Consider the following 13,060-nt stretch of genomic DNA (forward strand, 5'->3'; position numbering starts at 1 on the left):
CCTACGCTTTCCGGCCCCGCCCGACCCGCCCCCGACCCCTCCGACCACACCCCGCAGTAGCCGTCCGGTCACGGATCGGACTCAAAAAGTGGTCGCACGCCCCTCGTGGCGGGAGTGTGTCGTACTCCACACTGAGAAGCGGTGCCTGAGTCCTCGGAGCGCGGCGGGTCCGGTCGTACGCCACCGGAATCCCCCGCGGAACCGCTCTTGACGTACGGGACGGGAGGCGGCTCGGCCGCTACCGTGCCCGACCTTTCTGCCGCCTCAGCTGCGATCACCCTGGAGGTCGCCCCCGTGCAGACCCAGACCCTCGCCGGTGCGCCGACTGCCGTGGAACCGGACACGGACCCGGCCACGAACCCGGCCGCCGAGCCGCAGCGGGAGCCGGCCCCGGAACCGGTCTCCGTGCCGCAGCAGGCCGAGCCCCCCGCCGTCGAGATGTACCTCGGGGAGACCGCCCCGGAACCGGGAACGGAACCGGAACCGGAAGCGGAACAAGAACCGGAACTGGAAAGGGAGCCGGGACCGGCACTGGAACGGGAGCCGGCACCCGCGCCCCGCCCCGACGCCGGCAGCGGCCCGTCCTCCGATCTCTTCCGCCAGTACCTCCGCGAGATCGGCCGGATTCCGCTGCTCACCGCCGCCGAGGAGGTGGAGCTCGCCCGCCGGGTGGAGGCCGGCCTCTTCGCCGAGGAGAAGCTCACCAACACCCCCGACCTTTCGTCCCAACTCGCCTACGACCTCGACAAGTTGGTGGTCCTGGGCCGGATGGCCAAACGCCGCCTGATCGAGGCCAACCTCCGCCTGGTGGTCTCCGTCGCCAAGCGCTACGTCGGCCGCGGACTGACCATGCTCGACCTCGTCCAGGAGGGAAACCTCGGACTGATCCGCGCCGTCGAGAAGTTCGACTACGCCCGCGGCTACAAGTTCTCCACCTACGCCACGTGGTGGATCCGCCAGGCGATGTCACGCGCCCTCGCCGACCAGGCCAGGACCATCCGCGTGCCGGTCCACGTCGTCGAGCTGATCAACCGCGTGGTGCGCGTCCAGCGCCGGATGCTCCAGGAGCGCGGCTACGAACCGACGCCCGAGGAGGTCGCCGCCCACCTCGACCTGACCGAGGAACGCGTCAGCGAGGTGCTGCGCCTGGCGCAGGAGCCGGTCTCGTTGCATGCTCCCGTCGGCGAGGAGGAGGACGTCGCCCTCGGCGACCTCATCGAGGACGGCGACGCCGCCTCACCCGTCGAGTCCGCCGCGTTCCTGCTGCTGCGCGAGCACCTCGACGCGGTCCTGTCCACCCTCGGCGAACGCGAACGCAAGGTCGTCCAGCTCCGCTACGGCCTTGCCGACGGCCGCCCCCGCACGCTGGAGGAGATCGGCCGGATCTTCGGGGTCACCCGCGAACGGATACGGCAGATCGAGTCCAAGACCCTCAACAAACTCCGCGACCACGCCTTCGCCGACCAGCTCCGCGGCTACCTCGACTAGAGCCGGCCGCCGGGAATACCACCCGACCCCACCCCGTTGTGGCCCCGCAGGGGGCGCTCGCATCCCCTACGGGATCTGTTCGCCCCGCCCCTAAGGTGCGCCCTCACGCCTCCCGCTGGAACGCCCCCGGATGGGCCTCGTCGCGCACCGCCGCGTACTGCTGGCGCACGGCCTGCCCGACCGGCAGCTCCTCGCCCGGATCGAAGATCTGGCTCGCGGCGGCCGGCCACTGCGGCGGATCGACCCAGGCGGCCCCGCCGCCCGGATGGGCCGGCGCTCCGGCGGCCGGCGTGAGCGTGCCGTGCGCGACCCCCCACGCCCAGGCCGCCTGCCGCGCCGCGCCCAGCGCCGCGTACTCCGCCGGCTGCGGCACCACGACCTGCACCCCGAACAGCCCCGGCGCGACCGCCTGCACCGCGCCCAGCTCCGCCGCCGCGCCCAGCAGGAACACCCGGCGCACCGCCACGCCCCGCCCGCGCAGCACGTCCAGCGCGTCGGCGAGGCCGCAGAGCATGCCCTCCACGGCCGCCCGCGCCAGGTGCTCCGGCTTCATGCTCTCCCGCCGCATCCCGTGCAACGACCCGGCGGTGTGCGGCAGATGAGGCGTCCGCTCGCCCTCCAGATAGGGCAGCAGCACCATGCCGTACGCACCGGGCGACGACTTCAGCGCCAGATCGGAGACCCCCTCCAGGTCCGTCCCCAGCATCTCCGCCGCGCCGCGCAGCACCCGCACCGCGTTGCTGGTGTGCACCACCGGCAGATGCCGTCCGGTGGCGTCGGCGAACGAGGTGATCGTGCCGCTCGGGTCGGCCAGCGCCTCATGGTGGATCCCGAACACCGACCCCGAGGCGCCCAGCGACACCACGGCGTCACCCTCTCCGACGCCGAGCCCGAACGCCGCCGCCATCGTCTCGCCCGTGCCCGCGGAGATCAGCAGCCCTTCCGGGGTGAAGCCAGCGGTCCCGGAGGGGCCCAGCACCTCCGGCAGCCGTACCTGGTGCCCGAGCGCCAGCTCCACGAGATCCGGCCGGTACGACGCGCTCGCCGCCGACCAGAAGCCGGTCGCCGAGGCCCCGCCGCGGTCCGTGGTGCGCCGTGCGGGCCGCCCCAGCAGCTGCCAGGCCAGCCAGTCGTGCGGCTGCATGACCTCCGCTATCCGGGCCGCGTTCGCCGGCTCCGTACGCGCCAGCCAGCGCAGCTTGGTCACCAGGTGCGCGGCCTGCGGCACCGCTCCGACGGCCTGCGCCCACGCGGCACGCCCGCCCAGCGAGTCGACCAGGTCCGCGGCCGCGCTCTGCGCCCGCTTGTCGTTGCCCACCAGCGCCGGCCGTACGAGGTTGCCCTCGGCGTCCAGCGCCAGCAGTCCGTGCTGCTGCGCCGAGACGCCGATGGCCTGTACGCCTTCGAGCAGCCCGTTGCCGGCCGCCTCGCCCAGTGACATCAGCCATGCCTGCGGATCGGCCTCGGGTCCCTTTTCGACGGGGTGCGGGGCATACCCCCGTCTGATGACGGCACCCGTGTCCGCATCGCAGACGACGATGCGTGTGCTCTCGGACGAACTGTCCAATCCGGCGACTATCCCCATGGCCCCAGATGATGCCTCATGGGACGCATAAGGAGAGAGTCAGGGTTTGCCCGGGAGGGGCGACCTCGGGCCCCTTCCGGCATCCCCCTGACCCGCTCCCCGGGCATTCCCTGAGGTCATCCCCCTGAGCCGCTCCCCGGGATCATCCCCCCGTCGTCTCTCCGAGCCGTCCGGGTCCGTAGACCCGCCGAGCTCAGGTGTTGCTGGTTCCCCAGTCGTCCTCGTCGGCGGCGCGCTGCTCCCGCAGGGAGCGGACCCGGTCGGTGACGGCTCCGGGCAGCCGGTCCCCGACCTTGGCGGAAACCGTTCCGAACGCCTTGGTCGCCGCCTCGCGTCCGGTCAGGGCGACGGACTCGGCACTGTTGCGGACCGCCGGGTTCTGCGCGACCCGCTGGGCGGCCTTGCGGAGCTGCTCGTACCGCTCGCGGCCGGCTCGTGCGCCGAGCACGTACCCCGTGGCCAGTCCCGCGATGAACGTGAGCCGGTAGCGCATCGCTCCACCTTTCCCTCTGTCGGTCCCGTCCGGTGCCACCACGCACCGGCACGCCGGGCTGTGCCGCGCCCCTACCCTCCGGGGCCGGAGATCACCCGAGGTGACCTGAGGCGATACCGATTGGCGGAGCACCCCCCTGCTTGCGCTAATGTATGTGTCGCAGCGAGCGCGCGCCGTCCGGAAGCCCGGACAGCGGTGCATTCGAGGCACACAGAGCAATCCCCTGTAGCTCAATTGGCAGAGCAGCCGGCTGTTAACCGGCAGGTTACTGGTTCGAGTCCAGTCGGGGGAGCTCGGTCCCCTGTAGCTCAATTGGCAGAGCATTCGGCTGTTAACCGGAGGGTTACTGGTTCGAGTCCAGTCGGGGGAGCAGAGAGAACGAGGACCCCGGAAGGGGTCCTTTTTCTTGTGTCGTGGAACCGAACCCCGGGTGATCGAAGTCCTCTTGGGCGTCCGATGTCGCGCGACGGCAGCCCTCACGGGCAGCAGATCGTATGAGCGGCTATGCTGCGGCAGACGGCGCGCACAAATGTGCGCGACGCGCCGTGGGGGGCGGTAGCTCAGCCGGTTAGAGCAGCGGACTCATAATCCGTCGGCCGTGGGTTCGAGTCCCACCCGCCCCACCACAGCTCCCAGGGCGAAGATCCTTTCTACCTGGCGATACGGAGAACGGGGGTCACCGCTTCAGCGCGGCGGCCCCCGTTCATCCGTTCAGACCAAGATCCAGAGGGTTCGGATCCACCGGCCCGCGGACAGCGAGCGGCGAACGGCGTCAGCCGACCGGCACGGTCACGGTGCGGATCTCGCTGGACGGCGAGTAGTTCCCGGCCGCGTCATAGGTGCGGGCGCGGTACTCGTAGCTGCGCCCGTCGGCGGGCAGCGGGTCGCAGACGGTGGCCGTGGCGGTGGCGAGGCGCGGGTCGTAGCCCTTGTGCAGGACGGCCGACCAGGTGTCCGTGCCCGCCTCGCGGCGCTCGATCTCCAGGCCGGTGAAGTCGCGGATCGGGGCCGGCGTGCTGTCGGTGACGGTCGCCTGGATGCCGGTCGGGCAGGAGCCCAGGGTCAGCTCGGGGGCGTAGGCGGGGGCGATGCCGTCGGGGATCTCGAGCCAGAGCTCATTGGTGGCGGTGCCGGAGAGCCCGTTGGGGTTGTAGGTGGTGGTGCCGCCGTCGTTGGTGACGAGGACGCGGTAGTGGCCCCACTCGCCGTCGGCGACGACCGGCTCGGTGGTCCAGGTGTTGCCCTTGGTGGTGCCGAGCGGGACCCAGACCCAGTAGCCGTCCACCTTGTCGTTGCTCAGGACGGTGTAGTGGTCGAAGTGCGGCTCGGTGTTGAGGGGCCACTTCAGCGTGACCTTGCCGGTCGCCTTGTCGTACGTGCCCGTCAGCTCGGTCACCACGGGCAGCGGGCGCACGATGGTGTCGGTGCTGCCCGACGAGGTGTTGCCCGCCTTGTCCTTGGCGCGGACCTCGTAGTAGTAGGGCGTGCGGTCGTCGGGGTTCACGAGGGGGTCGGTGTGGCTGCGGGCGGTGGTCGTGGTGACCTGCGTCCAGGTGCCGGAGCCCACGGGCCGCCGGTAGAGGGCGTAACCCGCGAGGTCCATCTCCTTGTTGGCGGACCAGGAGACGGTCGTCTTGCGGGTCGTGGTGTTGTAGGCGGTCTGCACGCCGGTGGGGGCGAGTGGCTTGGTCGTGTCGTACGTGGCCGAAGTCCGGGGTGCGTACGTGTACTTGACCTTCGCGGCGCCGCTCCAGTTCGCGTAGTCGACGCGGAGGGTGTGCTTGCCGGAGGGGACGGTGAGGTTGACGCTCTGGGAGCGGGCGGTGTCACCTGTGCCCTTCCACAGGTCGATCTTGCGGACCCCGTCCAGGTAGACCCGGACGCCGTCGGTGGCGGAGGCGGTGAACGTGAACGGCCCGCCGGAGCCGAAGTCGCGGGTCACCGACCAGCGGACGCCGAAGTTGTCCGACGGCATGCCGGAGACCGGGCTGCCGGACCAGCTCTGGTCGATGGCGCTGTCGCAGTCGGTCTTCACCGGGGAGCCGGAGAACGAGGTGTTCTTGTAGAACGTCCGCTTGTAGACGTTGGTCGAGCAGGTGACGTCGGCGGCGGCCGCCTGCGGGGCGGCGGCCAGCAGGCTGCCGAGGACGACGGCGGACATGACGCCACCGGTCCGGGCGACGACGAGTCTCTTCTGGTGCACGGGGACCTTTCGCGCTGTGCGGGTCAAGACATACAGCGCGGAGACTCGTGAGGTGGGAAGAAGGTTGCACGGCGCGCGGATGGCGTGATGCGCGGATGACGTGCAGGGCCCGGGGGCGATCGCGGCGTGTCGTCCGCGGACAACTGCCTGGACGACTGCGAGTAAATGCCTGGACGACCGCGAGCGATCGCGCCTAGGGTGGGCGCACGCCCGTGATCACAGAGAAGGAGGCGAGAGCGATGTCCACCACAACAGCCGTGCGCTCCCGCCCCGTCCACCGGGCGTCCCAGGTCTGATCGGGAGCGCGTCACTCTCCCGAAGGATCGCTTCACCCATGACTGAATTGGTCATCCGTCCGCTCACCGCGGGCGAGACTCCCCTCTTCGCCTCCCTGCCCGACCCGGGAATCGTCGGCCGCGCCGTCCTCGGCGACACCTACGCAATGATCGCCGACGGCGGTCAGTACCGGCCCGAATGGACCTGGGTGGCGCTGCGCGACGGTGTCGTCGTCGCCCGCGCGGCCTGGTGGGCCAAGGCCGGGGACGAAAAGCCCATCGCCCTCGACTGGTTCGACTTCACCGACGCCGAGGCCGCCGTCCAACTGCTGCGCGCCGCCCCCCTTCAGGCCGAGTACAGCCTGCTGCTGCCGCCCGGCTGGCGCGAGCAGCCGGACGTGCGGGCCGCGGCCGAGGCCCGGATGGCCGCGGCCGAGTCGGCCGGCCTGCGGAAACTGGTCGAGCGCTACCGCTACACCTGGACCTCCGCCTGCCCGCTCCCCGAGCGCACCGGGCGCCTGGAGTACCGGCCGGAGCCGGACGACGACGTCGTCCGGGGCGTGCTGCGCCGTATCCAGGAAGGCTCCTTGGACGCCCACGACCTGCACGAAATCGCGGAGTACGGCAGGGACGGGGCCGTCGAGGAACTCCTGGGCATCCTCACCTGGATGCCCTCCCCGCGGGACTGGTGGCGCCTGGCCTACACCCCGGCCGGCGAGGTGGCGGGCATCCACGTCCCCGCCCGGAACCCGTCGGGCCCCTGCATCGGATTCATCGGCGTCCTCCCGGAGCAGCGCGGCCACGGCTACGCCTACGACCTGCTGGTGGAGTGCACACAGGACCTGGTGGCGCGGGGTGCGACGCGCATCGCGGCCGCCACCGACCAGGGCAACTTCCCGATGGCGGCGCATTTCGCGACGGCGGGCTACCCGGTCAGCGAGGAGCGCATCGACTTCGTCTGACCGTCCGCGGCGGACGGCCGCGGAACACTCCGCCCGGAGCCGGCGGCCGGGCAGCAGCACGCCGGCGGCCGCTCCGGGCGGAAGGCGGGGCCACCCAGGAAGAACGGAGCCGTCACGCGAGGGTCACGCCACTTCAACGCCGCGGTCATGGCTGCCCTCCCACGCTGGACGTATCTACGGCTTCAAGAGAAGAGGAGGCGCAGTGATGACAAGCATCCGCAAGCGTCTTCCGCACGTGGTCGGAGCGTCAGTCATGGCGGCTGCGCTCGCCGGAACGATGGGGGTGATAGGGACGACCGGCACTGAAACAGCGGCCGCGAAAGCGCCGACACAATCGACACAGGAGGCGCCGGCAGTGCCTGACGTCCTGTGCGTCAGCAAGGTGACCGGCAAGATCATCAATGTCGCTCCGGGTTCGGTCAGGCTGCTGTGCGTCCGCGGCAGGGGCGGTGGCGGCGGTGGCGGCGGGGGCGGCGGCGGGGGCGGCGGCACCAGCACCACCACGACGACCGGCGCCAGCACCACCACCGGCGCAACCACGACGACCGGCGCCCAGACCACCACCGGCGCCCAGTCGACCACCGTCTCCCAGACCGTCACCGGTGCCCAGTCCACCACCGTCACCCAGACCACCGGCGCGCGCACCACCGTGTCCCAGGAAATCGGCGGCACCATCGGCAACCAGACCACCACCGTGGCCCAGGAAATCGGAGGCACCACGACCACCACCGGTGGCACCAAGGCCGGCGCTGATCAGGGTGGAGCCGCTCCCGCTGCTCCCGCCGCTCCGGCTGCTCCCGCTGCTCCGGCCGCTCCGGCCGCTCCGGCTGCTCCGGCCGCTCCCGCTGGGGGTGCTGGGGGTGCCGGCGGCTGAGCGAAGGGCGTCAGCAGAGGCGGCCAGGACAACAACGACCGAGGCAGGTCACGCGCTCGGCAGAGCTCTCGGCTCATGCTGACGGGACGGACGCAATCCTCCTGCCCGGGAGCGCCGTTCACCGTCCGCGGGACGGTGGATCCCGACTCCCCGCAATTCCTCTGGCGGTTCGTGCCCACCACGGGCCGATTCCGCCGGAGGGCCGCGTCCGTCGGCTCCGTCGGTGCCTACGGTCCCTCGGCTCGCACGGCCGGTCCGTCGGCTTCCTGCACGGCGCGTCAGATGGTCACGCGCCGGTCCGCGTCACGGCTGCCGGGGCCCTTGTTCCGGCGTAGTCGTGCCGTGGTGCGGTCCCACGCGGCCGCCATCCTCGACCCACCCCATTTCAGGGCGTTCGTCGGCAGGAAGACCATGTCAGAGGCGATCATCGCCAGCGAGAAGAACGGCAGGCCGCAGACCACCGCGATGGTGGCGTGTTCGGTGATCAAGATCGCGAGCAGCGCATTCTTCACCCGCCGGTTGAGGAGAGTGAAGGGGAAGGCGACCTGTGCGATCACGGTGCCGTAGGTGATCAGCGTGACCATGATGGAGTGGCTGTCGAGCGCGTGGGACAGAGCGGTCCACGGGCTGAAGTAGTGCAGATTGAGCGGGTAGTGCACGGCGCTTCCGTCCTGCCAGCGGATGCCCTGGATCTTGTACCAGCCGGCCGTGGCGTAGAGCAGGCATACCTGGGCGGCGATCACCAGCATCGCCGCGTTGTGGACGAGGTTGGCGACGACGTCCAACAACGCCCGTGCCTCCGGGGAACGACTCCGCCCTGCACAGAACCACAGGGCCTGGGTCAACCACAGTCCCCAGAGGACCAGTCCCCAGCCCATGGGGAGTTTGGCGAACCCCGTCACCTGTGCGAGGGCGAGGCCCGCGCCGGCGAGGATCCACAGCGCCACGCTCACCCGGTCGCAGCCGTCCGGGCGCGGTGTCGCCGTGCGCTCCCGCCGTCGGGCGTCCAGCGACCACACCTGCCCGCACCGCGTGAGTACCAGATAGCTCGCCATCAGGTGGATGAGGGTGTCGCCGCCGTCCCCCAGGAGGATGCTGCGGTTCATCAGTGACAGCACCCCGACCATGAACAGCGTCGCCATCGTGCGGGTGTGCCACCCCAGGAGCAGCAGCAGACTCGCGGCGATCAGCCCGTGGTAGACCAGTTCGAACCACAGCCTGTGGTGCGACCACAGCAGGACCGTGAACGCGTGGTTCGAGTCGACGAGGCGCTGGGCCAGGTCGAATCCCCATGGGTTGGTGGTGCCGTACAGGTCCAGCCGGTACGGCCATTCGCGGAGGAGGTAGAGCGCGAAGGTCAGGGAGAAGCCGATACGGACGACCGCGGCCTGGTACGGCGCGAGTGGTGTGCTCGTGATCCTGTTCAGGCCCTTGGCGATCGCCGCGTCGAGCCTGGTGTCCATGCCCTTGAAGGGGGAGGCCGTCCGGGCAGTGTCCTTCTCGACGCTCACGGGAACTCCTTCTCGGAGACCGTCCACCAGGGAAGCACCTGGTAGGTCTTCTTGGTGCTCCCGCGGTTGCTGGTCCACTTGGGCGGGATGATCGGGGTGTACGACGCGTAGATCTGCACCTTGACCACTCGACCGCCGTCGATCCGCGGCCCGAGCCGGTGAGCCGCGATCCGGTTCACGAAGGCTTCGGCGAGTTCGCCGCGCAGGCCCAGCGCCCGCCCCTTGACGTCGTGCGTCCTGTTGTAGAAGTCCCAGGCCTGACGCAGCAGGTTCTGGTGCGCGTGACTGGGCGCGGGATTGCGTCTGATCTCGCGGAGGTCCTGGGCGGTCATGGCCAGCCAGTCCGTCGTGCGCCGCGAGCCGTCGGGGAACGCGACCTCGGCGCGGGCGTGCACGGCGATGTTGGACTGGAGCGGGTTCGGGGCGAACAGCTGCCAGTTCTGATCGAACTCCGGATAGACGTAGCCGCTGATCACCCCGTTGTACTCCTTGCTGATGGCGTTCGACGGGGCGACGTACAAGAACACCAGAAGCAGGTGGAGCGTGACACCGATCGTGAGCACCCCGATGGCCGCCATGATCACGATCCGCGACAGCAGCGACCAGGACCCGTTCGGCGCCGGCGGCAACGCGCGGACGACGGCGGACCGTCCGGGCGCCTCGCCTTCGTCGGCGCCGTCCGCGCCTGTCTCGTCCGAGGCCCCGCGTGGCTCCACGATGCTCCCCCGATCACGGGTCCCGAACATTCAGCACGTTCACTGACGGAGCACCTGGGCATCCAGCGAATCACCGTCGCCAGATCAGAATAAATACGCTCATTGCCATGCATACCTGCTGTTGGGCCGAATGGCTGAGGGGGCGGTCCGGTGCGAGGGGACCGTATGCGACGGAGCCCGGAGCCGCCGGGGCGCCGACCGCGGGGCCGCCGTACGTCACGACGAGGGCGGCGCCGCGCTGCCCCAGGGCCTCGTCAACGACCGGGGTACTGCCGCTGCAGCCCGTCCACGAGATGGCGCAACCGCCGCGTGGGCCGGAGTCCGAGCTCGTCGTGGAGGCGGTGCTCGTAGCGTTCGAAGTCGTCCAGCGCCTCGGACAGGTTGCCTTCCGCCAGGTGGGCGCGGATCAGCGACGCCTGGCTGCTCTCCCGCAGCGGATTGGCCTGTACGGCCGCGTGGGCGGCCGCCACCGCCCCGGCGAACTGCTTCGTGGCGATGAAGGCTCCCGCCAGGGACTCGAGTGCGTGGATGCGGAGCTGCTGCCACCGCTCCGCCTCCTGCAACGCCCAGTCGTCGTACCAGCCGGGCAGCAGGTCACGGGAGAGCTGATCGACGGTCGCCGCATTGAGGTGGAGCGCTTCGGCGGGGACGCCGGGGTCGAGTATGCGCTGGGCCAGTGACCGTGCGAGGTACAGGTCGACGCTGACGTCCCGCGCGAGACGTACGTCGGTGGTGCTGACCTCCAGGGCTCTCCTGCCGGTGCTGCACAGACGCGACAACGCCGACCGCAGGTTCGCGTACGCGCTCTGCTCGCTTGCCTCCGGCCAGAGACTCCCGGCGACCAGAGACCGGGCGGCAGCCGTACGGCCATTGAGAGCGATGAACGCCAGGAGTCGCTTCGAACCGACGGAGACCAGTACCGGCACATCGCCGACCAGCAGATCGAAACCACCGAGAAGGGCTATCCGCGCGGCAGGCCAGTGATTCGCGTGCGGTCCGGAGAGTATGAGCGCGTCCGGGCTCATGACCGTTGATCGTGGAGAGGCCCGTCTGCTCGGCGTACACCCCACCGGCCGCGCCGACGTTGCCTGAGGTTCGCGATCACCTGTGCACCTCCCACCAATTTCATGTTGCGCCGCTCGCGGTGGGTTGTCGAATTGTTCGACATTGGTGAGATGTTTTTCCTCAGGCGGTGCGTCACCGAGGCGAATGAGGCTTACCCTGTGCGCCATCGCCATCGCCGTCCCGGGGTGACTCCCGGCAGGTCAACCGCTCTCAAGACGGCCCAGCATGAGCGAGAGGGCATTGACCGCATCGTCGCGGGTCTGCTCCTGTGTGTCGGACCCGCTGCGGGTCACGACCGACTGCAGTACGTACTGCCCTTTGCGGGCCGTGAGATACGTGTAGTAATTGTCTACCTTCCGGCCATCTGCATCGACAACTTCATGGCCTTCCTCGGCCGCCACGTCATCAAAGCCCTTCAGGTCGGGAACGTCGACCTCGTGGACATTCTCGACCTGGTCCTTGCCTTCGGCCATGCTCTGTGTCGGACATCGCCGCAAAGGCTCGCGCTGCAGGACGACGGCACGTCCGGCGGTATCCGCTCCCTTGTAGGTGATAAGTGTGGAGGAGCTATATGCCGTCTTATTCGATTCCCTGACGTTGCGCTTCAGGCTATCGAGCGCACCGGCCAGCGCTTTCGACGTGAATTTGCAGTCCTGATCGACAACCGTCCAATATTGTTGGGAATTCTCATAGGGAGAATCCCGAACGAACGAACTGCCCCAGTCCTCGGGTGTCAGCGTCACGCGTTTCGCGAGATTGCGAGCCGCCGCGGACGAGCTGACGCTCGGAATTTTGGAGGGGTTGCCCGAAGGCTCCCCCTCGTCATCGCCGCCGATGGACGCGAAGAAGGAGATCGCCGTCACCAGCACCACGATGGCAACGGCCACACCGATGAGCACAGGTGCGACGCGCCGCTTGGGCTGCTGAGGGGGTGGGGGAGGTGGCGGAGTGGGCGCCGGCTCCCCGTGCAGGGGGCCGCTGGGCGGGCCGGTCGGCGGTTGGGAGCTCACAATGCGTGCTGTACCACCCGTGGCCGGGATGTCGCACCGCCGCGCCGACGTTCACCTGACTGACATGCGAAGCCGTTGCCCCAGGCGATCAGTCGGGGCGGGTCACCAGAGTCTGTCGATGTCGCCCGGGTGCAGGGCGATGCGGGTGTGGTGGAACGCGGTGCGGTCCCGGCGGGCCTCGGGGGAGAAGAAGTCCGCCATGGTGACTTTGTCGAAGCCGGGCCGGTCGCTGGGGAAGGGGGCCTGCGGCGTTCCTCCTACTAGCACAGTTCCGGGCAACGGGTGCCAGCCTGCGCTCTCGTAGAAGCTCTGCAAGGGGCGGTCGCAGGTGAAGATCCCCAGGTCCAGGTCCAGGTCCAGGTCCAGGTTCAGGTCCTGGTTCAGGTCCTGGTTCAGGTCCTGGTTCAGGTCCAAGTCCTGGTTCAGGCCCAGGGGTGGGTGTGGGGCCGGGATGGGATTCGGGGGCGGGAGCGGATTCGGGAACGAGGTCGAGCCGGCCATGGATTCGCGGGCGGCGGTCACCAGGCGGCGGCCGTGTCCCCGGCCGCGGACGGCGCGGCGGGTCACCACGGTGCTCAGCCCGCCCGCCCGATAGCGGCGGCCGGCGTGCACGATCGGCTTGGAGAGGATGTCCAGGGCCGCCAGCACCGTGCCGTTGTCCACCAGCAGCATCGAGACGGGGTGCAGCGCGGGATCGTGGTGCGACTGGTCGCCGTCGTCGGCCGTCGCGCCGGCCGAAGCGCCGGTCCGGGGCGCGGACGGGGACTGGGGCGGACCGCCGGTCGGGGGCCATGCCTCGTCATGGAGAGCGCGCACCTGCCGGCGGAGCTCGGGCGGGGTCGCGGCTTCGGGAAAGGCGAGGAGCTGCATCAGGTGGT

The 13,060-nt window shown here is 70.0% G+C and carries 11 protein-coding genes and 3 tRNA genes; 6 read left to right on the forward strand and 8 right to left on the reverse strand.

The features are described 5' to 3' along the window. Positions 1-141: 141 nt before the first annotated feature. A complete protein-coding gene (locus AC0680_RS23045; protein ID WP_478631748.1) occupies positions 142-1,488 on the forward strand; it encodes an RNA polymerase sigma factor in 1,347 nt (448 codons plus the stop codon). Positions 1,489-1,591: 103 nt separating this feature from the next. Here AC0680_RS23045 and AC0680_RS23050 read toward each other — a convergent pair whose 3' ends face one another. After that, complete coding sequence (locus AC0680_RS23050) at positions 1,592-3,073, reverse strand: FGGY family carbohydrate kinase (protein ID WP_478631749.1); 1,482 nt, start codon at positions 3,071-3,073, stop codon at positions 1,592-1,594. 193 nt (positions 3,074-3,266) lie between these two features. Further along, positions 3,267-3,566: a YtxH domain-containing protein gene (locus tag AC0680_RS23055; protein ID WP_399147875.1), complete on the reverse strand. Its 300-nt coding sequence runs from the start codon at positions 3,564-3,566 to the stop codon at positions 3,267-3,269. 219 nt (positions 3,567-3,785) lie between these two features. Here AC0680_RS23055 and AC0680_RS23060 point away from each other — a divergent pair. From AC0680_RS23060 to AC0680_RS23070, 3 genes are all read left to right on the forward strand, one after another. After that, positions 3,786-3,858 (forward strand) — tRNA-Asn (locus AC0680_RS23060). A gap of 5 nt (positions 3,859-3,863) precedes the next feature. Then, positions 3,864-3,936, forward strand: a tRNA-Asn gene (locus AC0680_RS23065). A gap of 179 nt (positions 3,937-4,115) precedes the next feature. Further along, a tRNA-Ile gene (locus AC0680_RS23070) sits at positions 4,116-4,192 on the forward strand. Positions 4,193-4,338: 146 nt separating this feature from the next. On the opposite strand, the gene AC0680_RS23075 is transcribed toward AC0680_RS23070, so the two are convergent. Continuing rightward, complete coding sequence (locus tag AC0680_RS23075) at positions 4,339-5,769, reverse strand: PA14 domain-containing protein (RefSeq protein ID WP_478631752.1); 1,431 nt, start codon at positions 5,767-5,769, stop codon at positions 4,339-4,341. 334 nt (positions 5,770-6,103) lie between these two features. On the opposite strand from AC0680_RS23075, the gene AC0680_RS23080 reads away from it, so the two are divergent. After that, positions 6,104-7,006: a GNAT family N-acetyltransferase gene (locus AC0680_RS23080; protein ID WP_478631754.1), complete on the forward strand. Its 903-nt coding sequence runs from the start codon at positions 6,104-6,106 to the stop codon at positions 7,004-7,006. 355 nt (positions 7,007-7,361) lie between these two features. Next, positions 7,362-7,880, forward strand: coding sequence for a hypothetical protein (locus AC0680_RS23085; RefSeq protein ID WP_478631757.1), 519 nt, complete (start codon positions 7,362-7,364; stop codon positions 7,878-7,880). Positions 7,881-8,158: 278 nt separating this feature from the next. On the opposite strand, the gene AC0680_RS23090 is transcribed toward AC0680_RS23085, so the two are convergent. The 5 genes from AC0680_RS23090 to AC0680_RS23110 form a co-directional block, all read right to left on the reverse strand. Next, positions 8,159-9,391: an HTTM domain-containing protein gene (locus tag AC0680_RS23090; RefSeq protein WP_478631758.1), complete on the reverse strand. Its 1,233-nt coding sequence runs from the start codon at positions 9,389-9,391 to the stop codon at positions 8,159-8,161. Further along, on the reverse strand, positions 9,388-10,107 hold the full coding sequence (locus AC0680_RS23095; RefSeq protein ID WP_478631760.1) for a DUF5819 family protein: 720 nt from the start codon (positions 10,105-10,107) through the stop codon (positions 9,388-9,390). The genes AC0680_RS23090 and AC0680_RS23095 overlap by 4 nt, the downstream gene beginning before the upstream one ends. Positions 10,108-10,361: 254 nt before the next feature. Then, the gene (locus AC0680_RS23100) at positions 10,362-11,132 is read right to left on the reverse strand and encodes an AfsR/SARP family transcriptional regulator (RefSeq protein WP_478631763.1); all 771 of its coding nucleotides are present in this window, start codon (positions 11,130-11,132) and stop codon (positions 10,362-10,364) included. Positions 11,133-11,372: 240 nt separating this feature from the next. Continuing rightward, positions 11,373-12,059 (reverse strand): hypothetical protein, encoded by a 687-nt coding sequence (locus tag AC0680_RS23105; RefSeq protein ID WP_478631765.1) that lies wholly within the window; start codon positions 12,057-12,059, stop codon positions 11,373-11,375. Between the two features lie 225 nt (positions 12,060-12,284). Then, positions 12,285-13,052 (reverse strand): GNAT family N-acetyltransferase, encoded by a 768-nt coding sequence (locus AC0680_RS23110; RefSeq protein ID WP_478631768.1) that lies wholly within the window; start codon positions 13,050-13,052, stop codon positions 12,285-12,287. Positions 13,053-13,060: the final 8 nt, after the last annotated feature.

The sequence above is a fragment of the Streptomyces sp. NPDC043738 genome, from assembly GCF_056436545.1.